This window comes from Paraburkholderia sp. J11-2 (assembly GCF_905220185.1).
Lineage (GTDB): Bacteria > Pseudomonadota > Gammaproteobacteria > Burkholderiales > Burkholderiaceae > Paraburkholderia.
The window spans coordinates 368,164-387,517 of the sequence record NZ_CAJMYY010000004.1; the positions used below are offsets into that span (position 1 = coordinate 368,164).

Genomic DNA, 19,354 nt, shown 5'->3' on the forward strand with positions numbered 1-19,354 from the left:
GTGATTGCCCTCTCCACAATCGGCCTTTCAGCTTCATCGGTCCGCGCGCTTCCCCCAAATCAGTGCCTCCGGGTGGCGTTCGAGATAATCGGACAGGGCGTTCAGGCTGGCCAGCGTACGCCGCAGCTCGGCCAATGCCTGATGAACATCGCGCTGCTGCGGTGAAGCCTGGTCGAGCATCTCGTTCGCCGAACGAAACGCCCGTTGCGCGGATTCGAGCGTCGAACGCGCAGCCGGCACGATCTGCGTATCGAGCCGCGCAAACAAGACATTCGACTGCTGCAGCGAGACGTCCAGATTGCGCCCGATCTCCTGAAGCGGCATGCGGTCGAGCCGGCGCACGATGTTCGACAACTGGTCTTGCAGTTCTTCAAGCGAGTTGGGCACCGTCGGCAACTCGACTGGCGAGCGATCCGTGTCGACGCGGGCCGCGGGGGCGTGCGCAAAGACATCGAGTGCGACGTACTTCTGCCCCGTCAAAAGACTGCCCGTGCGTAGCTGCGCGCGCAGTCCCTGAGCAACGAGCTGCCGCAGCAGATCTTTACCCGCTGCGCCTGCGCCGTCGCCAAGCGCGGCGCGGTAACTGCGGCCGAGCCGGGAGGGAAAAAGGCTCAGCGTGACCAGCATGTCGAAACGGCCGCTTTCGGGTTTGAGGTCGATATCGATCGCCGTGACGGTGCCCAGCTCGACACCGCGGAACTCGACAGGCGCCCCCACCGACAACCCCCGTACCGATTGCGCGAAACGCATACGCACGACTGCAGGCGGACCTTCGTTCGCGCGCATGGCGTCTGCGCGGCTATCCGCGAGTTGAAATTCCTCGACGCTCGTGGCGGACACGGCATGCACGCTCCCACGCGGCGTATCGAATGCAACTGCGCCCGCGAGCAGCGCCGCGGGCGCAGGGGTCTCCAGGCGCATGCCGCTGGAATCGACCTTGAGTTCGACACCGCTCGCCTGCCACCATCGCGTATCGGAGGCCACCAGACGATCGAAAGGTCTCCTGACGAAAACACCGATGCGGACGGCGTCGCCCCTGCGCGCCAGCGAAAAGCCGAGCACCTGTCCGACCTGCACACCGTGAAAATAAACGGGTGAGCCGGCGTTCAGCGAGCCAAGCGTGGGGGCGCGAATCACGAAACGCGTGCCATCGTCGTCGCTCGTGATTGCCGGCGGCGTGTCGAAGCCGGTGAACGTGTCGCACGCCCTAAGCGAATTCGCATCGATATCGACGTCGATCCAGGTTCCCGATATGGCGGTCATGAGCCCCGAGATGTTCTTCACGTCAATGCGCGGACGCACGACCCAGAATTTCGTGCCGCACGTCGCGACACGTTGCCCGGCGGCATCGAGTCTCAGTTCGGCATCGACGCGCTGACCGTCTGCCGACGCACGCAAATGTTCGAGCTGGCCAATTGCCACGCCTCGATATCGCACCGGCGTTTTCCCGGCAGCAAGCCCGGCGCCGGACGCAAAGCTCACCGTCACGCGCGTACTGCGCTGCGCCAGCGCTTGAGCCAGCGTTTGAGCCAACATCAGGCCGCCAGCCAGGTTCGCAAAAAGCCAGGCAGCCCAGACAGCGGAGCGCCACCGCCGACGGACATTCACAACGCCCTCACGACCGCGCGCCCGTTAGCGCAGCTGCTCGACGAGCGCATCGGCGCCCTTGTCGATGCCGGTCCTCGCCGCACTCAGGGTGCCGAATGCGGCGGCCAGATTCATCGCATTCGGGTATTGCTTCGTCACATAGGCGCGCAGCAGACGGCCCGACGCACTGTCGTAAACCTCCACGGCATACGACACCGATCCGCTGAACGCCCCCTTGCCGCCCCTGATCGCCTGTACACCGTTGTAGAGATTGCCCGCGATGTCGAAGTGCATTGCCTGGCCGATCACGGCAGTCGTTTTTTCCGCGCCGGTCAACGTGAGCTTCACGCGCAGCGTAGCGGGCGAAGGCTCGGTCGCGAGGTCGAAGCGCCTCGACAGCGTATCGGCAAACGTCTTGTGCATGTAGGCGGCGAGCACGTCCTTGTCCGAATCCGACAAGTCGCCGAACTGATTGTCGCCGCCTTGATACACCACGACCGGATCGACGATGACCTGCGAATAGCGCGACCAGAGCACCGGCGCCGCGTACCGGAACGGCGTTTGGGCGGCGTCGCTGTCCCGGTTCTCCTTGAGTTGGGAAGATGAGGCGAGGCTGCCATAGGCAACGGGCTGCACGCCCGCACAGGCGGATAACGTTAGGAATACTACGCAAGCCGATGACATAGGGAGAAGGCGGCTGTTGAGCACGAAGGCATCCTTTTAAAAATGACCGAATACCGCCTGGCATCCGGCCGGGTTCAAGACGAGACGAAGCGTAGCATCGGTCTAAAAATATGTAAACCGTCTATCCGGTTTGTTTACGGAATCATGCAGGGGTACAATCACGCCCATGGATAACCAGACACGTTCCGAGATTTCCCGCAGAAAGGCGATTGACGCGGCGCTTGCCATCCTGACCCGCGACGGGGTCGGCGGCCTGACATTCGATGCGCTCGCGCGCGAAAGCGGCATCAGCAAGGGTGGGCTGCTGCACCAGTTTCGCAACAAACTGGGCGTGCTGCGCGCGCTGCTCGATCGTCAGCGGGAGCAATTTGCGCAGATCGCGCAAGAACACCTGGCCGCCGGCGGCGAGGCCCTCGCAGAACCGGTGCTGTCGGCGCAGATCGCGATTTTCAGGGAATCGATCAACCAGCCGGACTCGGTGGCGCGCGCGGTGCTCGCGGCCCTGGTCGAAAGCCCGGCGCTGCTCGAAGACCTGAAGGCCCAGGACACGGCCAAGATGGAACAGCTGCAGGCCGAGGCACGCGATCTCGAACTCTCGCTGCTACGCTACTTTGCCGCTAGCGGTATTGCATTCAGCGCGCTGCTCGGGCTTTCCGCCGTGCCCGACGCGTTGCGGGAACGGCTTTTCGACCGCCTGCTCGACGAGAAGAAGTGGTAATACGGCGGCCTCGCGAAAGCGATCGCGAGGCACGTTGACGGCGGCAACACGAAACCGCTCGCTCAGGTCGCGTACTGCGCCACCCCGTTCCCAAACGACCAGTTTTCCCGCGCGACATCCACGAGATTGACGAACACGTCCTCTCGCCTCACCCCCGGATCGCGCGCGAGGTTTTCGGCGATCTGAGCGAATAGCGCCTTCTTCTGATCCTGCCCGCGCGTATTGCTCACCGCGATCTGGATCATGACCAGATCGTCGCTGCGCTCGATCCCGAGGTAATGCCGGCCGAACACGAAGTTATCGGCATCGTGTTCAGTGACGACCATGAAGATGTCGTCTTCCGGCGCCTTGAAAACCTCCATGAGCGCCTGATGAATGCCCTGCGTGAGCGCCTTGCGGTAGGTGGCGGGCTTGCCTGCACGAACAGCGATACGAGTGAATGGCATGTCGAGCTCCTTCTTCGATGGGTTTGACGTGACATCAGCTTAGGCGCGATCTATCATCACAAACAGACATAGATAGATATTTCATCCATTTTCATCTGAAATGAAACCACTGGATCTCGACGCCGTGCGCGCCTTCGTGCTCGTCGCCGAGCTGCGCAGCTTCACGCGCGCCGCCGACGCGCTCGACACCACGCAATCGGCCGTGAGTCTCAAGCTCAAGCGACTCGAAGCGCATCTGGGCAAGCAGTTGCTCGAGCGCACGCCGCGCGTCGTGCGGCTTTCGGCGGACGGTCTCACGTTCCTCGCCGCAGCGCGCGACCTTCTCGGCGCGCATGAGCGCGCGCTCGAGGCGCTTTCTGGCGACGAGCGGCGGCTCACGCTCGGCCTGAGCGAGCATGTCGCGGACGCGAACCTGGCGCGCCAGCTCGCCCAGCTTCGCATTCATGATCCCGGGCTCGTGATCGAGCTGCATCTGGGGCTTTCCGCGCAGTTGCTCGCGCAGTACGACGAGCGGCGGCTCGATGCCGTTATCGTCCGTCAGGAGGAAGAGGAGGCGCCGCGCGGCGATGCCCGGCGGCTCTTCGCCGAGCCGCTCGTCTGGCTGGCGGCACCGCAGTGGCAGTGGCAGCCCGGCACGGCGCTGCCGCTCGCGCTGCTCGCCGCGCCGTGCGCAGTGCGGGCCGCGGCGGTTCGCGCGCTCGACGCCGCAGGCGTGGCGTGGACGGAAGTATTTGTGGGTGGCGGCGTCGCGGCGGTGGGTGCCGCGCTGGCAGCGGGTCTTGCGGTGTCGCCGCTGGCACGCCGCGTCGCGCCGCGCGAACTCATCGACGTCGGTGCGCGGCTCGGCTTGCCCGCGTTGCCGGCTTCGCAAGTGATGCTTCACTCGCGGGTGCGCGAGCCCAGGACCGCCGCGACGCTGCAATTGTTCGCTTCGGGGCTCGGCACGGGCTGAACCACTCTCAGCTCAGGATGGGCGGCAGTGCGTGCGGCGCGGGAATCGCGCGCTGGATGTGCGGCGGCGGCGCATCCACCACGAGCTTGCGATGCGGCGCGGGACGCACCGCGGCCGGCTTCGGCGCGGGCCGCTTTTGCGTGACCGTTTTGGGCGCGGGTGCCGCGCCAGAAGCCGGATGATGCGTTCGTGCCGCCGCATGGACGTCACCGGGCGTATGCCGCTGCGCCGCGGTGTGACCCTTATCGTGCGATGGCTTGCCGGCCTTCACGGCGTGGTGCGGGGCGCTCGCATGCGCGGAAGCGCCTACATGTGTAGAGCGTCCAGTCGTGTGCGAAGCCCCAGCACCATGCGCGCCGCGCGCTTTGGATGCGTGCGCCCCATGCGCCCCTGCCGTTTTCGCCTGCCCCGATGCCCACACCGGCGCGGCAAGCATCATTGCCGCAACCATCAATACGCCTGCCCGCACCTCGTCTCTCCCCATATGCCGTCTCGATGTCCGGCGAGGATTATACCGAGTCAAAACTTGCAATAATCTACATATGGACTAATATCAACTAAAAGTTCATTTCGGGACTCGACCACCATGCCACCTGCCACTGCCTCCGTTACGCCGTCGCGCCGCCCCGGCGCCGAGCCATCGCTCACCGAAATGTCGGCGGCGGGGCTCAGGGCATTCTTCCGAATTGCGAGCGACTGGGACCTGAGCGCCGAAGAGCAGATTACTCTGCTCGGCTCGCCGGGCCGATCCACGTTCTTCAAGTGGAAGCAGTCCCCGCAAACCGCCCGGCTTGGCCGCGACACACTCGAACGCCTTTCGCTGCTACTCGGCATCTATAAGGCGCTGCAGATTCTCCTGCCCCAACCCACCTCCGCCGACACCTGGATCAAGCGCCCCAACAGCGCGCCGCCCTTTGGCGGCCGGCGCGCGCTTGACCGCATGCTGGCCGGCAATGTCAGCGACCTCGTGGCGGTGCGCCAGTATCTCGACGCAATGCGAGGCGGCTGGGCGTGACGCAATCGAACTGGCAAGACCGCTGGCGCAGCGCGCAGCTCACCTGGTCACCCGCGTTCAGGGTGATTCCCACTCGTTTTCCGGCCGTGAACCTGTTCGACCGCGTGGCCTCTGTCGAGGACTTCGAGGCGCTCTATGCGCTCGAAGCGCTCACCAACGACCGCCTGCGCACCGAAACCGGCGACCTCGACCTCGTGCCACGCGAGGAACGCCGCTTCGGCCCGGGCTATGGCCCGATCATGGCGGCCTTCACGCATCTGAATCCGCAGGGCAGCCGTTTTTCCGACGGCACCTACGGCGTGTTCTACTGCGCGCGCTCGCGTGCCACCGCCGTAGCGGAAACACGCTATCACTCGGCGCTTTTTCTTGCGGCCACGAATGAGCCGCCCATCCGGCAGCAAATGCGGCTCTACACAGTGATGGCGCAGGGCGAGGTGATCGATTTGCGCGGCGACCCCGCGCTCGACCCGAGCGTGCTCTCGCCCGACGACTACACAGCCGGCCAGGCGCTAGGCCGCGCCGCCCGCGAGGCGCGTGCGCCCGGCATTGCGTATCCGTCGGTGCGCGACGAGGACGGCGAATGCCTCGCCGCGCTCAGCACGACGCTGTTGCGCGCGTGCCATCACGCGGCGTATCTGGAATACAACTGGAATGGGCACATCATCGACATGGTGTTCGAGTTGAACCGCATCGTGTAGCCCGAAGGCAAGCCTCAGGGCAGCACGATCGCGGCCGCGCCGTGTGCGAGCGCTTCGACCTGCGAGACCGACCAGATGCGCGACGTGAGCGCCTCGACCATGGTAAGGCGTCCTTCGGTAATGAACGCGCCGGTGTCGATGAACACCTGCGAGCCGATCTGCCGCACTTCACGCACCGGCGTATGCCCGCAGAACGTGAGCGAGAGCGCGTGGCGCGCCGGATCGCCAGTGCCGAGCACGAGATCGCGTCCCCACAGCATGCGCTCGCGCACTTCGGAATTGAACTGGCCGCTGTCGAGTGCAGCATCGTCGCCGAAAAATTCTGCGTGAATGATGTTGAAGCGCTTTTCGCCTTCACCCACCACGCGTGCCAGCGGCAATTGACGCAGCCGGTGCGCATACTTCACGAGTTCGGCGTCAGGCACGCTCTGCGCCCAGCCGCCGCCGATGCCATACCAGCGATTGCGCGGCATACGCCCTTCGGCCACGGCGCACAACGCGTCTTCGTGATTGCCGAGCACGGCGTAGAACCATGGTTTATCGAGCAACGCGAGCGCCTGTTCGCACTGCTCGCGTTCGCCCCGGTCAACGAGATCACCCACCGAAAACAGCCGGTCCCGCGCCGTGTCGAACTCCACTTCGCGCAAAAGATAGCGCAACGCCTCCACGCAACCATGCAAGTCGCCTACAACGAAATCGCGACCTGCAAGGTTGGCGGCATGGTGCTGCACGAGAGCGTCAGGTGTATGCGTCATTACTTCATCATAGTGCTGTGTGAGTGGGCCATATGAGCGCCAAATATCGTTTCGACATCGATTGCGAGGGGCGCGTCATGAGGCAGACTGCACGCAAGCGGCGTGCCTGCACTGACAGCATACGCGCATGTGGCCGTCGCTGGTGTTGCCGCCACCGCGCGCGTGGCGCAAAGTCCCGGCGCCACGCGGAATTACTGGGGCTGAGCGCGCAGCGCCGCGACCTGATCGGCCGTGAGCATGGCCTGCGGATTGCCGAACCGCTTCGTCACGTAGTTGGAAATGGCCACCACCTGTTCGTTATTCAATTCATCGGCGAACGCCGGCATCAGCACATCACTGTCCTTCGTTTGGCGCCTCACGCCGTGCAGGATCACCATCGCGAGGTTGTCCGGGCTCGGCGAGCCCACCACACTGTTGTGAATGGGCGATGGAAACGCTCCCAGCGCGTTTCCCCCACGCCCTCGCCGGTCCAGCGGTGGCAGTTCGCGCAGTTCGCCATGAATAGCTGCAGGCCGTTGACGGTGGCGACGGCCGTGCCGCGCAGCGCGGTGACATCGTCCGCGGCCGGCATGCCCCACGCATCGCGCGGCCGCGTCACGCCGCCCGAAACCGGCGGCAGCGCACGCAGATACGCCACGATCGAGCGCAAGTCTTCGTACTTCAGATATTGCGTCGAATGCTGGACAACATCTGCCATCGGGCCCGCTGCGCTCGCGTGGCCCGCGGCGATGCCCGTGGAAAGGTAGGCGATCAGCGCGTCGTCGCTCCAGTTGCCAATGCCGCTCGTGCGGTCGGGCGTGATGTTGTACGCCTGCCAGCCCGCCTGCGTTGCGCCCGAGAAGCGCTCGGTCGTCTTGAGGCCCTGCATGAAATTGCGCGGCGTGTGGCACGCCTCGCAATGCGCAAGGCCTTCGACGAGATAGGCGCCGCGGTTGTATTGCGGGCTTTGCTTCGGGTCCGGCACGAAGCGGCCTTCGTTGAAGTTGAAGAGATTCCACACGATCATCAGCCAGCGCTGGTTGAACGGAAAGCGCAGCTCATTCGCGGGCGGCCTGTAGTGCACCGGCGCGAGCGTGTTCAGATACGCGCGAATCGCGAGCATGTCCTGCTCGGTCATGCGCGTGAATTCGACGTAAGGGAACGCGGGATAGAGCCGCTCGCCGGCTTTGCCGATGCCTTCGTGCAGCGCGCGCACGAAGTCGGTATCGCTCCATTGGCCGATGCCGGTGTCGGGGTCCGGCGTGATGTTCGGCGTGTAGATTTTTCCAAACGGCGTGCTGATGGACCGCCCGCCCGCAAAGGGGCGGCCTGGGTCGGCGGTATGACACGCGGCGCAATCGCCTACGCGCGTGAGATAGGCGCCGCGCTTGATGAGGTCGGACTTGTCCACGTCCGCATTCGGTATGGAAGTATCATCGCCGCGCGCCGTAGACATCGGCAGTTCGTCGATGGGACGCGTTTGCGATTCGTGCGACGCATGCCACGCGATATAAAGCGCAAAGGCACAGAAAAGCGCGGCCGCGATGGCGGCACGCGCGCGTCTCTCTCGCTCGTGATTGGCGGTGGCCGTGGCGGGGGACTTCGCTATTTTCATCGTCTGGCTCGCTTCAGAGCTCGTGGCGCAGCCCATGATCGTCGTGCCCATGATGTGATGGTTGAGCGCGAAGGTGTCGTCGAGCGCAATGTCCATGCCGCCGAAAAGCTGCGCGATCTGCGCATACGTTGTCGACCTCTACCGTTGGCTTTCGTTGTGGGGACCTGGCGCGATCCGCTATATGCGCGCTTGTTGTTTCGCTTCTTGTTCCGCTATTCGCCAGCGGGTTTGTGCGTCCTGTAGAACGACACGTCGCGGCAATACGAAGCAATCGTGAGCACGTCGTCGACCGGGTCGAACATCAACGCCTTTTCGAAGGCCGCCACCTGCACGTTCGGCGTCTCGCCCACGAGACCGAGATACCACGCGCGCATGACGTCGCCCACCATCGAGGCGAGTTCCGGCTGATCGGTCTTGAGCGCAGCGGTCACGGTATCGGAGGGCACGCCGCCATGACCTTGCCGCCCGAGGGGCGACGTTTGATGCCTGGCAACGACAAAAACGTTTGCTATCGTCATTGAACGCGGATCACTGCATATGCACCGGTCGTTGCGCTGATTTCGAAAGCACCCTGCCGCGTTGCGCAAGCAATATAGCCGGTTATGGCCCGATAAGACAAACCGAAAGCTTGCATGCCGGGCATAACAGCGCGCCACCGCTCGAGGCCTCGCACGGTAGAATCGCCGCAATCGTTCATCACCCCGCTCCCTTCGCGCGTCACGCCATGAAGCTCATCCCGCAGGTGCTGCGCAACCGGCCGCACATGATGATCGCCATCGCCGTGGGCATCGTGCTCGGCACGTTCGCGCCCGCCTCGATCCGCACTTCGGCGCGCGTGTTGCTAGGCTGGGACGCCACGGTGTGGACCTACCTTGTGCTGATCTGGCTGCACATGGTGTTCGCAAACGAAGAGAGCGTGCGCGCGAATGCCCGCCGCGAAGACCAGAACGCGGGCACCGTGCTGTTCCTGATCTGCACGGCCACGGTCGCGAGCATCGTCGCCATCGTCATCGAACTGGGCACGACGAAAGAACTCGGCACGGCCTCGAAAGTGCTGCATTCGCTGCTCACAGGCGCAACGCTCATCGGAGCGTGGTTTCTCATTCCCACGATCTTCACGCTGCACTACGCGCGCCTTTACTACGGCTCCGATCCCAACGAGCCCGCCCTCGTGTTTCCCGACAAAAAACTCACGCCGAATTACTGGGACTTTCTGTACTTTTCGTTCACCATCGCGTGCGCCTCTCAAACCGCCGATATCGGCCTGCGCGGGCGCAGCGCGCGGCGCGGTGTCCTTGCGCAATCGATTTTGTCGTTCTATTTCAACGTTTCTGTGCTAGGGCTATGCGTGAACATCGCCGCGAGCATGGTCGGTAGCTAAGCCTTCCTTTTTTCGCCGGTGCAAAGGATACCGGCAATCCACGCCGGTTTCTCCTGTCGATTCGCCTGTCCTTGCGTCCAGGACCCTGCGAATGTCCATCTGCGCGCAGCGGCGCGCGCCCTCATGCATCATGGGCATGTGCCTTGCTGCCCTTCCCCGCAAGTCGCCACGCGGCGCAAGCGGTTTGGTTCCGGCCTGCTCTTGCACTACTCTGAACAGGTGCCTGTCCACACGCGCAGCGCGGCACGCTCCGGCAGCCCCCGGGCGGCGCGATCGCATTGCGGCTCACCCCGTCGTGCATCCCCTTCGCCTGACGTACCTGGAATACGACCGATGGAACCTCCCCACGCCTATGCGCCGCGGATCTACTTCGTCCATTCCGTCCTTGCAGGACCCCTCGACGCGTGGCCGGCCCACATCGCCCGCGCGGCGTCGCTGGGCTTCGATCACGTCCTGATCGGCGCGCTGTTCGCCGCGGGCGCGTCGGGCGACGACCGCATCGTCGCCGACCATACGCGCCTGCACGCGGCCTTCGGCTCCCCGCTTTGCGTCGACGATGCCATGCGCGAACTCGCCCTCGCGGCGCAATCGCGCGGCGTCACGCTGCTCGCGGATCTCGTGCTCGACCGCAGCGCCGCCGACGGTGCGCTCTACGGCGCGCATCCTGAGTGGTTCCACCCCTTCGAGCCCGAAGACGCGCGCCTCGACCCACGCCACGGCCATCGCGAAGCCAACGTCGCCTATGCCGATTTCGAGCGCGCGAGCGCACCGCTCATTGCATGGTGGACCGCGCGCGCCACCGCGCTCGTCGAAGCGGGCGTCGGCGGCTTTCGCGTGGACTCGCCGCACCGCACGCCGCCCCATGTGCTGCGCGCGATTTTCGATGCCGTACGCGCACGCTTTCCACAAACGCGCTGGCTAGCCGCGACACCCGGCCTGCCGCGTGAGGTGCTCGCGCACCTCGAAGGTGCAGGCTTCGACGCAGCCTTTTCCTCGCTGCGCTGGTGGGACTTTTCGTCGAGCTGGATGGTCGAGGAGCACGCCGCGTTGCGCCGCGTGGGCTCGCCGATATCGTTTCCAGAAGCGCCCTATGGCGCACGCTACGCGCACGACCAGGAAGGCGCCGCCGATGCGCGCGCCGTCGAACGCGCGTATCGCCGCATGTTGCGCGCATCCGCCGCGCTCGGAACCGGCTGGCTCATGCCGATGGGCTTCGAATACGGCGTGGACGAAGCGACCGCGCACAGCGGCAACAGCGCGCAGGCGTGGGAAGCCGCGAAAGCGCGCGCACCCTTCGATCTGAGCGCCGATGTCGCGCACGCCAACGCGCTGCAACGCGAAACGTGGACACTGCAAACCAACGGCGAGCTGCGCGCGCTCAATGGCCCGGGGGCCAGCGTCGCGGCGCTCCTGCGCGGCGACCGTGCGGACCTGCGCGACGCGGGCGACGCCACGCTTACGCTCATCAATCCCGCGCTTGCCGCGCCTGTGCGTGTGGATCTCTCACGCCTGCTCGACGGCGTGCCCGGCGGGTTCACGCGCTTCGCGCCGCTCGATGCCGAAACACTGCGCGGCGCGCGCCTGCCCGCGTCGCGCGACGCGAGCGCGATCCCCGACACGTTCGCGCTGCCCGCGGGCGCATGCTGGATCTTCCGCACGCTCGCGAGCCCGCTCGTGGTGCTCGCGCCGCCCGAAGATCGCGGCAAGACGGCAACGAGCGGCCACAAGAGCGTGCTCGAGGCGATCGCCGCGCCCCGCATCGCAATCGAGAGCACACAGCCCTCGGTCGATCACGGCCGCTTCGCCGCGAAGCGCACCGTGGGCGAACGCTGCGAAGTGCGCGCGGCGATCTTTGCCGAGGGCCACGACCGCATCGACGCCGCCGTGCTCTGGCGCGCCGCCGACGAAACCGCGTGGCACGAGTCGGCCATGACGCCCGTGCCGCCCGCCGGCACCGACCTGTGGGCGGGCCACATTCCGCTCGATCGCGTGGGACGCTACGAATATGTCGTGATTGCGTGGCGCGACGACTTCGCCTCGCTCGCCGAACATCTGCACAAGAAGCGCGTGGCGAACCAGCCTGTCGATCTGGAGCTGGAGGAAGCGAGCCGCCTGTTCGCTCTCGTGCTCGCCACGGCCGAAACATCGGGCACGGGCGACGACGACCAGAAGCGCATCAACGAAACACTCGATGCCATCGTCAAGCGCTTTATTGCTGCGGACACCGAAACACGTTGCGCGATCATCGCCGCGCCTTCCACGGCGGCCGCGGTGCGCGCCGCGCACCACCGCCCGTTCCTTTCGCGCGACACGATCGTGGGTCGCGTGGAGGTGGAGCGCACAGCGGCGCGCTTCGCAAGCTGGTACGAAATCTTCCCGCGCTCGATGAGCGACGACGAATCGCGCCACGGCACCTTCGACGACGTGATCGCGAAGATGCCGCGCATTCGCGAAATGGGCTTCGACGTGCTGTACTTCCCGCCGATCCACCCCATCGGCCTCGCCAACCGCAAAGGGCGCAACAACTCGCTCAACGCGCAGCCCGGCGACGTGGGCAGCCCCTACGCAATCGGCGCGGCCGAAGGCGGCCATACCGCCGTGCATCCGCAACTGGGCACGCTCGAGGACTTCTGCCGCATGCTCGCCGCGGCGCACGAACAAGGCCTCGAAATCGCACTCGATTTCGCGATTCAATGCTCGCCGGATCACCCGTGGTTGAAGGCGCATCCCACCTGGTTCGCATGGCGGCCCGACGGCACGCTGCGCTACGCCGAAAACCCGCCGAAGAAGTATCAGGACATCGTGAACCCCGAGTTCTACGCGCACGACGCGAAGCCCGATTTGTGGCTCGCGCTGCGCGACGCAATTCTGTTCTGGGTGGACACCGGCGTACGCATTTTCCGCGTGGACAACCCGCACACGAAGCCGCTGCCGTTCTGGGAATGGATGATCGCCGACGTGCGCGGGCGCCACCCCGACGTGATCTTCCTCTCCGAAGCCTTCACGCGGCCGCGCCTCATGTACCGGCTCGCCAAGCTCGGCTTCTCGCAGTCGTACACCTACTTCACGTGGCGCGAATCGAAGCGCGATTTCACGGAGTACCTCACGGAACTCACGCAAACCGACGTGCGCGACTTCTATCGGCCGAACTTCTTCGTCAACACGCCCGACATCAATCCGCGCCATTTGCAGACCGGCGCGCGCTCGAGCTTTCTGATTCGCGCAGCGCTGGCTGCGACGCTTTCGGGGCTGTGGGGCGTGTATTGCGGCTTCGAACTGTGCGAAGGACGCGCGCTGCCCAATTCGGAGGAATATCTGGACTCCGAAAAATATCAGTTGCGCGCCTGGGACTGGCATCGCCCCGGCAATATCGTCGCGGAGCTCGCCGAACTCAATCGCATACGGCGCGCCAACCCTGCGCTGCAAACCCATCTTGGCATCACGTTCCTCGACGCGCGCAACGACTCGCTGCTCTGCTTCGAGAAGGCCACGCCCGCGCGCGACAACGTGATCGTCGTGGCCATCAATCTCGACGCCTTCAGCGAGCAGGGCGCCGACTTCGAACTCTCGTGGGCGACGTTCCAGCGCTGGCACCTCGACGACCACGCGGCGCTCAGCGTCGTCGACGAAATGACGGGCGAGCGCTTCGAGTGGCACGGGCGCTGGCAGCACGTGCGGCTCGACCCGCATGCGCGCCCATTCGCGATCTGGCGTATCGAGCCCGCGAAGGGCCTGCCGCGCGAAGAACCGCTGCCCGAACATGCTGCTGAATACGATGAGCACATCGAGGGCCATCCCGAACTCGACGCCGACTTCCCGCCCGGAGGAGCGACATGAAACGCGACCCCGCTACGCACGAGCCTGTGGCAACCAACGTGCAGACCGTCACGCGAGACTCGACCGCACAAGACCCGCACCACGAGGAACGCGCCGCGCAACAGCGCGGCAAGCCGTCGATGCTTTCCGACGACCCGCTCTGGTACAAGGACGCGATCATCTACCAGGTGCACGTGAAGTCGTTCTTCGATTCGAACAACGACGGCGTAGGCGATTTCCCCGGCCTGCTCGCGAAGCTCGACTACATTGCCGGCCTGGGCGTGACGGCCATCTGGCTGCTGCCGTTCTACCCCTCGCCGCGCCGCGACGACGGCTACGACATTGCCGACTATCGCAACGTGCACCCGGACTACGGGCAACTCGCCGACGTGCGCCGCTTCATTCAGGAAGCGCACGCGCGCGGCATCCGCGTGATCACCGAACTGGTCATCAACCATACCTCGGACCAGCATCCGTGGTTCCAGCGCGCGCGCCGCGCGAAGCCCGGCTCGAATCATCGCAACTACTACGTGTGGTCCGACACCGACCAAAAGTACCAGGGTACGCGCATCATCTTCATCGACACGGAAGCGTCGAACTGGACGCACGACCCCGTGGCTGGCGCGTATTACTGGCACCGCTTCTATTCGCACCAGCCCGACCTGAACTTCGACAATCCGGCCGTGCTGCGCGAAGTGCTGCAGGTCATGCGTTTCTGGCTCGACATGGGCATAGACGGGCTGCGTCTGGACGCCGTGCCTTACCTCGTGGAGCGTGAAGGCACGAACAACGAGAACCTGCCCGAAACGCACGGTATTCTGAAGCGCATCCGCGCGGCAATCGACGAGCACTACCCGAACCGCATGCTGCTGGCCGAGGCAAACCAGTGGCCGGAAGATGTGCAGGAGTACTTCGGTAACGAAGACGAATGCCATATGGCGTTCCACTTCCCGCTCATGCCGCGCCTCTATATGGCGATTGCGAGCGAGGACCGCTTCCCGATCCTCGACATCATGAAGCAGACGCCCGACTTGCTGCCAACCTGCCAGTGGGCGATCTTCCTGCGCAATCACGACGAACTCACGCTCGAAATGGTCACTGACTCCGAGCGCGATTACCTCTGGAACACCTACGCGAGCGACCGCCGCGCGCGCCTGAATCTCGGCATTCGCCGGCGCCTCGCGCCGCTCATGGAACGCGACCGCCGCCGCATCGAACTCATCAACTCGCTGCTGCTCTCCATGCCCGGCACGCCGGTGATCTATTACGGCGACGAACTCGGCATGGGCGACAACATTCACCTGGGCGACCGCGACGGCGTACGCACGCCGATGCAGTGGTCGTCGGACCGCAACGGCGGCTTCTCGCGCGCCGATCCCGAACAGCTCGTGCTGCCGCCGCTCATGGGCTCGCTCTACGGCTATGACGCCATCAACGTCGAAGCGCAAAGCCGCGATCCGCATTCGCTGCTCAACTGGACGCGTCGCATGCTCGCCACGCGCCGGGCCAGGCAGGCGTTCGGCCGCGGCGCGATCCGCTTCTTGCGCCCCGCAAACCGCAAGATTCTCGCGTACCTGCGCGAAATGCCCGGTGAAGCGCCGATCCTGTGCGTGGCGAATCTCTCGCGCGCGCCGCAGGCGGTGGAGCTCGATCTTTCCGAATTCGCAGGCATGTCCCCCGTGGAAATGACGGCGGATTCCGTGTTCCCGGCCGTTGGTCAGCTCCCCTATCTGCTGACCTTCCCGCCCTACGGCTTCCTGTGGTTCCTCCTGAGCGCCGGCGATCAGCGGCCTTCCTGGAGCCAGCCGACCTCCGAGCAATTGCCCGAGTTCGTGACGGTGGTGCTGCGTGAAGGCCAGGCGGGCGCGACGCCTGAAAACGTGCGGCTGCTCGAATCCGAAGTGCTGCCGTCGTGGCTCTCGCGGCGCCGCTGGTTCGCCTCGAAGGACAAGCCGCTGCGCGCCGTGCGCCTCGCGGCACTGACGACGATCTACGGCGCGGGCTTCGCGTTCACGGAAATCGAAGCGGAACTCGCGGATGGCACGAGCGAACGCTATGTACTCCCCATCGCCATCACGTGGGGCACCGAGATCACCACGCCGCTGCACATACAGCTCGCGCTCTCGCGCGTGCGGCGCGGCCGCACCGTGGGCTATTTGACCGACGCGTTCTCGCTGCCGTGGTTCGCCTATGGCGTGCTGCGCAAGCTGCGCGAGCGCGCCGCGGTGCCCACCGTGCAGCAGAGCACCATCCGCTTCGAGCCGACAGAACGCCTCGACGAACTGGACCTGGGCGACACGCCGGAAGTACGCTGGCTCGCCGCTGAGCAGAGCAACAGCTCGCTCGTGATCGCCGAAACCCTCGTGCTCAAGATCGTGCGCCGGCTGATGGCGGGCGTGCACCCCGAAGCGGAAATGAGCCGCTACCTCACGAAACTCGGCTACGCGAACACGGCGCCGCTTTATGGTGAAGTGGTGCGCGTCGACCCTGCTGGGGTGCCGCACACGCTCATCATCGTGCAGGGTTTCATCGACAACCAGGGCAACGCGTGGGACTGGGCGCTCGACTATCTGCGCCGCACGATCGACGAACTCGCGCTCGCCATGGACGACGACACGAGCGTCGATCAGGCACACGAGGAAGAAGCCGTGCAAGGCTACTGCACGGTGATCGGCGCCATTGGCAAGCGTCTCGGCGAACTGCATGCGTTACTCTCGCGGCCCAGCGACGATGAAGCCTTCTCACCCGTTGCCGCCACGCCCGGCGACGTGCGTGCGTGGGTTGCCGACACGAAGACCATGCTCAACGAAGCGCTCGACATCGTCGCGCGGCATACGGGCGAGGACGAACAGACGCTCGATGAAGACGCCCGCGACCTCGCGCGCAGCCTGATCGATCGCCGCAAGGCGCTCGTCGCGAAAGTCGACGAACTCGTGCCGGACGACACGAAGGCCGTACGCATTCGCATCCACGGCGATTTCCACCTGGGCCAAGTCCTGCTTTCGCAGGGCGACGCCTATTTGATCGACTTCGAAGGCGAGCCCGCGCGCGCGCTCGAATACCGGCGCGCGAAGACCTCGCCGCTGCGCGACGTGGCGGGCCTGCTGCGCTCGCTCTCGTACGCGGGCGCGGCAGCGCAATCGACGCTCGAAAACGCGCCGCAGCAAGTCGTCGATCGCAAGCGCGCCCTCTTCGAGCGCTTCCGCGGCTACGCGGCGGAAGCGTTCTTGAGCCAATACCGCGCGGCCGTCGCCGAAGGTCCGCTCACGCTCGTGAGCGCTTCGCAGGAGCAGGCGTTGCTCGACCTGTTCCTGATCGAGAAGGCGGCGTACGAAATCCGCTACGAGGCGGCGAACCGCCCCACCTGGCTCGCACTGCCGGTGCGCGGCCTCGCCGCGCTGGCGGCGCGCGTGCTCGGACTCACGCCCACGCAGTCCACGCAGCACACGCAATCGCATGGCGGCGGAGGTGGCCATGGTTGACCGCGCGCCCCAAGCCGGCCTGAATCCGCACGACGCCGACGCACTCGCCGGCGCCTGCCACGCCGATCCTTTCGCCGTGCTCGGGCTGCACTGGGTGGACGGCGCGCCCTACGTGCGCGCGTGGCTGCCAAACGCCTCGGGCGCGAGCGTGGTGGCGCGCGACCGCGCCCATACGCTCGGCGAACTGTCGCTCGTGCATCCGGCAGGACTCTATGCAGGGCCGCTCGCAGAGGCGGTGCCGTACCGTCTCGTGGTCGACTGGCACGGCGTAAGTCAGGAAATAGAGGATACCTATTCTTTTGCACCGCAACTCTCGCACGAAGCGCTCGTGCGTCTCGCCGACGGCGACCCCTACGCGGTGCTCGAATGTCTAGGCGCGCGGCCCTTGACGTGCGACGGTGTGCCCGGCGTGCGCTTCGCGGTCTGGGCGCCGAATGCGAAGCGCGTTTCCGTGGTGGGCGACTTCAACGCGTGGGATGGGCGGCGTCACCCCATGCGGCTGCGCCACGAAGCGGGCGTATGGGAGCTTTTCATTCCCCGTGTAGCCCCCGGCGCGCGCTACAAGTACGAGATCCTTGGTGCGCGCGGCGTCGTCCTCCCGCTCAAGGCCGACCCCTGCGCGCTGCAGACGGAATGCCCACCGGGCACGGCGTCGATCGTCGCGCCCGTCGAAGCGATCGACCATTACGCGTGGCGCGATCAGGAGTGGCTGCAAACGCGCGCCGAACGCCAGAACGCGCGCGCGGCCATGTCGGTCTACGAGGTGCACGCGCCCTCGTGGCTGCCCACACAAGGCGCCGATGCTCCCGCGCCCGACTGGAGCGCGCTCGCCGAGCGTCTGATCCCCTACGCGCAGGGCATGGGCTTTACGCACATCGAATTGATGCCTGTGGCGGAGCATCCGTTTGGCGGCTCGTGGGGCTATCAGCCGCTTTCGCAGTTCGCACCCACCGCGCGGCTTGGCGCGCCGGTGGACTTTGCGGCGTTCGTCGATCGCGCGCACGAAGCGGGACTTGGCGTGATTCTCGACTGGGTGCCCGCGCACTTTCCGAATGACGCGCACGGTCTCGTCGATTTCGACGGCACGGCGCTCTACGAGCACGCCGACCCGCGCGAGGGCTATCACCCCGACTGGAACACGATGATCTACAACCTGGGACGCCGCGAGGTGAGCGCGTTCCTGATCGCGTCGGGTCTCGCCTGGCTCATGCGTTATCACGTGGATGGGCTGCGCGTGGACGCGGTCGCCTCGATGCTCTACCGCGACTATTCGCGCGCGCAAGGCGAATGGGTGCCCAACCTCTATGGCGGCCGCGAAAATCTCGAATCGATCGCGTTCCTCAAGCGCCTCAATCACGAAACGCAATACGTTCCGCAGCGCCCGGGCGTCATCACCATTGCTGAGGAATCCACAGCATGGCCGGGCGTCACGGCACGCCCCGAGGATGGCGGCCTCGGCTTCCAGTTCAAGTGGAACATGGGCTGGATGCACGACACGCTGCACTACATGCAGGAAGACCCCGTTTATCGCCGCTATCACCATCACCTGATGACGTTCGCGATGGTCTACGCGTGGTCCGAGCGCTTCGTGCTGCCGCTTTCGCATGACGAGGTGGTGCACGGCAAGGGGTCGCTGCTCGGCAAGATGCCGGGCGACCGCTGGCAGAAGTTCGCAAACCTGCGCGCGTATTTCGGCTTCATGTGGGCGCACCCCGGCAAGAAACTGCTCTTCATGGGCGGCGAGTTCGGGCAGATGGCCGAATTCGATCACGACGGCACGCCCCACTGGAACCTGCTCGACGACCCGTTGCACCGCGGCGTGCAAACGCTCGTGCGCGACCTCAACCGCCTGTACGCGGGCGAACCCGCGCTCTACACGCTCGACTCGGAACCCGGCGGCTTCGAGTGGCTGGTTGCCGACGACAACGAAAACAGCGTGCTCGCGTGGCGCCGCGTAGACGGCTCGGGCCGCGAAATCGTGGTCATCTGCAACTTCACACCGGTGCCTCGCCACGGCTACCGTATCGGCATGCCGCAACCGGGCCAGTGGGAAGAAGCGCTCAACACCGACGCCGAAGTGTACGGCGGCTCGAACATGGGCAACGGGGGTCTCGTTGCCACCGAGGGCGTGGCGAGCCACGGCAAGCCGCAGTCGGCCGCGCTCGTGCTGCCGCCGCTTGGCACGCTGATCCTGCGTCTGCGCCGATAAGGCTGCGCGGCGGCGGG

General features: G+C 65.5%; 16 protein-coding genes. 8 read left to right on the forward strand and 8 right to left on the reverse strand.

Annotated features, from left to right (window positions below):
* Positions 1–33: 33 nt before the first annotated feature.
* Both U5A57_RS08220 and U5A57_RS08225 read right to left on the reverse strand, forming a co-directional pair.
* A complete protein-coding gene (locus U5A57_RS08220; protein ID WP_321909741.1) occupies positions 34–1,536 on the reverse strand; it encodes an intermembrane transport protein PqiB in 1,503 nt (500 codons plus the stop codon).
* Positions 1,537–1,632: 96 nt separating this feature from the next.
* Complete coding sequence (locus U5A57_RS08225; protein WP_321909862.1) at positions 1,633–2,271, reverse strand: DUF3313 domain-containing protein; 639 nt, start codon at positions 2,269–2,271, stop codon at positions 1,633–1,635.
* A gap of 166 nt (positions 2,272–2,437) precedes the next feature.
* Here U5A57_RS08225 and U5A57_RS08230 point away from each other — a divergent pair, with 166 nt between their 5' ends.
* Positions 2,438–2,989, forward strand: coding sequence for a TetR/AcrR family transcriptional regulator (locus U5A57_RS08230; protein WP_321909742.1), 552 nt, complete (start codon positions 2,438–2,440; stop codon positions 2,987–2,989).
* A gap of 62 nt (positions 2,990–3,051) precedes the next feature.
* Here U5A57_RS08230 and U5A57_RS08235 read toward each other — a convergent pair whose 3' ends face one another.
* Positions 3,052–3,435 (reverse strand): tautomerase family protein, encoded by a 384-nt coding sequence (locus U5A57_RS08235; protein ID WP_321909743.1) that lies wholly within the window; start codon positions 3,433–3,435, stop codon positions 3,052–3,054.
* Between the two features lie 100 nt (positions 3,436–3,535).
* Between U5A57_RS08235 and U5A57_RS08240 the strand changes: the two genes are divergently transcribed.
* Positions 3,536–4,387 carry a LysR family transcriptional regulator gene (locus U5A57_RS08240; RefSeq protein ID WP_321909745.1) on the forward strand — a complete coding sequence of 284 codons (852 nt, stop codon included), beginning with the start codon at positions 3,536–3,538 and terminating at the stop codon, positions 4,385–4,387.
* Positions 4,388–4,394: 7 nt separating this feature from the next.
* Here the strand turns inward: U5A57_RS08240 and U5A57_RS08245 are convergent, their stop codons facing one another.
* Complete coding sequence (locus tag U5A57_RS08245; RefSeq protein ID WP_321909747.1) at positions 4,395–4,871, reverse strand: hypothetical protein; 477 nt, start codon at positions 4,869–4,871, stop codon at positions 4,395–4,397.
* Between the two features lie 102 nt (positions 4,872–4,973).
* On the opposite strand from U5A57_RS08245, the gene U5A57_RS08250 reads away from it, so the two are divergent.
* Positions 4,974–5,402 carry an MbcA/ParS/Xre antitoxin family protein gene (locus tag U5A57_RS08250; RefSeq protein ID WP_321909749.1) on the forward strand — a complete coding sequence of 143 codons (429 nt, stop codon included), beginning with the start codon at positions 4,974–4,976 and terminating at the stop codon, positions 5,400–5,402.
* A complete protein-coding gene (locus U5A57_RS08255) occupies positions 5,399–6,100 on the forward strand; it encodes an RES family NAD+ phosphorylase (RefSeq protein ID WP_321909752.1) in 702 nt (233 codons plus the stop codon). Before U5A57_RS08250 ends, U5A57_RS08255 begins: the two co-directional genes overlap by 4 nt.
* Before the next feature lie 14 nt (positions 6,101–6,114).
* Here the strand turns inward: U5A57_RS08255 and U5A57_RS08260 are convergent, their stop codons facing one another.
* From U5A57_RS08260 to U5A57_RS08275, 4 genes are all read right to left on the reverse strand, one after another.
* Complete coding sequence (locus U5A57_RS08260; protein ID WP_321909753.1) at positions 6,115–6,855, reverse strand: metallophosphoesterase; 741 nt, start codon at positions 6,853–6,855, stop codon at positions 6,115–6,117.
* A 191-nt stretch (positions 6,856–7,046) separates the two neighbouring features.
* The gene (locus tag U5A57_RS08265) at positions 7,047–7,232 is read right to left on the reverse strand and encodes a cytochrome c (RefSeq protein WP_321909754.1); all 186 of its coding nucleotides are present in this window, start codon (positions 7,230–7,232) and stop codon (positions 7,047–7,049) included.
* The gene (locus U5A57_RS08270; RefSeq protein ID WP_321909755.1) at positions 7,226–8,545 is read right to left on the reverse strand and encodes a c-type cytochrome; all 1,320 of its coding nucleotides are present in this window, start codon (positions 8,543–8,545) and stop codon (positions 7,226–7,228) included. Before U5A57_RS08270 ends, U5A57_RS08265 begins: the two co-directional genes overlap by 7 nt.
* Before the next feature lie 116 nt (positions 8,546–8,661).
* Positions 8,662–8,895, reverse strand: coding sequence for a sugar dehydrogenase complex small subunit (locus U5A57_RS08275; protein WP_321909757.1), 234 nt, complete (start codon positions 8,893–8,895; stop codon positions 8,662–8,664).
* A 278-nt stretch (positions 8,896–9,173) separates the two neighbouring features.
* On the opposite strand from U5A57_RS08275, the gene U5A57_RS08280 reads away from it, so the two are divergent.
* The 4 genes from U5A57_RS08280 (at position 9,174) to glgB (ending at position 19,337) form a co-directional block, all read left to right on the forward strand.
* Positions 9,174–9,830: a DUF1345 domain-containing protein gene (locus tag U5A57_RS08280; protein WP_321909759.1), complete on the forward strand. Its 657-nt coding sequence runs from the start codon at positions 9,174–9,176 to the stop codon at positions 9,828–9,830.
* Positions 9,831–10,163: 333 nt separating this feature from the next.
* Entirely contained in the window at positions 10,164–13,667 is a 3,504-nt protein-coding gene (locus tag U5A57_RS08285; protein WP_321909761.1) for a maltotransferase domain-containing protein, read from the forward strand.
* Between the two features lie 119 nt (positions 13,668–13,786).
* The gene (gene treS / locus U5A57_RS08290; protein ID WP_321909864.1) at positions 13,787–17,128 is read left to right on the forward strand and encodes a maltose alpha-D-glucosyltransferase; all 3,342 of its coding nucleotides are present in this window, start codon (positions 13,787–13,789) and stop codon (positions 17,126–17,128) included.
* A complete protein-coding gene (glgB, locus tag U5A57_RS08295; protein WP_321909764.1) occupies positions 17,121–19,337 on the forward strand; it encodes a 1,4-alpha-glucan branching protein GlgB in 2,217 nt (738 codons plus the stop codon). Before treS ends, glgB begins: the two co-directional genes overlap by 8 nt.
* Positions 19,338–19,354 lie beyond the last annotated feature (17 nt).

Bases quoted from the DNA above. Each gene is read 5' to 3' on its own strand.
- U5A57_RS08220 (WP_321909741.1), bottom strand. From the start codon at position 1,536: ATGTTGGCTCAAACGCTGGCTCAAGCGCTGGCGCAGCGCAGTACGCGC.
- U5A57_RS08225 (WP_321909862.1), bottom strand. From the start codon at position 2,271: ATGTCATCGGCTTGCGTAGTATTCCTAACGTTATCCGCCTGTGCGGGC.
- U5A57_RS08230 (WP_321909742.1), top strand. From the start codon at position 2,438: ATGGATAACCAGACACGTTCCGAGATTTCCCGCAGAAAGGCGATTGAC.
- U5A57_RS08235 (WP_321909743.1), bottom strand. From the start codon at position 3,435: ATGCCATTCACTCGTATCGCTGTTCGTGCAGGCAAGCCCGCCACCTAC.
- U5A57_RS08240 (WP_321909745.1), top strand. From the start codon at position 3,536: ATGAAACCACTGGATCTCGACGCCGTGCGCGCCTTCGTGCTCGTCGCC.
- U5A57_RS08245 (WP_321909747.1), bottom strand. From the start codon at position 4,871: ATGGGGAGAGACGAGGTGCGGGCAGGCGTATTGATGGTTGCGGCAATG.
- U5A57_RS08250 (WP_321909749.1), top strand. From the start codon at position 4,974: ATGCCACCTGCCACTGCCTCCGTTACGCCGTCGCGCCGCCCCGGCGCC.
- U5A57_RS08260 (WP_321909753.1), bottom strand. From the start codon at position 6,855: ATGACGCATACACCTGACGCTCTCGTGCAGCACCATGCCGCCAACCTT.
- U5A57_RS08265 (WP_321909754.1), bottom strand. From the start codon at position 7,232: ATGGTGATCCTGCACGGCGTGAGGCGCCAAACGAAGGACAGTGATGTG.
- U5A57_RS08270 (WP_321909755.1), bottom strand. From the start codon at position 8,545: ATGGACATTGCGCTCGACGACACCTTCGCGCTCAACCATCACATCATG.
- U5A57_RS08280 (WP_321909759.1), top strand. From the start codon at position 9,174: ATGAAGCTCATCCCGCAGGTGCTGCGCAACCGGCCGCACATGATGATC.
- U5A57_RS08285 (WP_321909761.1), top strand. From the start codon at position 10,164: ATGGAACCTCCCCACGCCTATGCGCCGCGGATCTACTTCGTCCATTCC.
- treS (WP_321909864.1), top strand. From the start codon at position 13,787: ATGCTTTCCGACGACCCGCTCTGGTACAAGGACGCGATCATCTACCAG.
- glgB (WP_321909764.1), top strand. From the start codon at position 17,121: ATGGTTGACCGCGCGCCCCAAGCCGGCCTGAATCCGCACGACGCCGAC.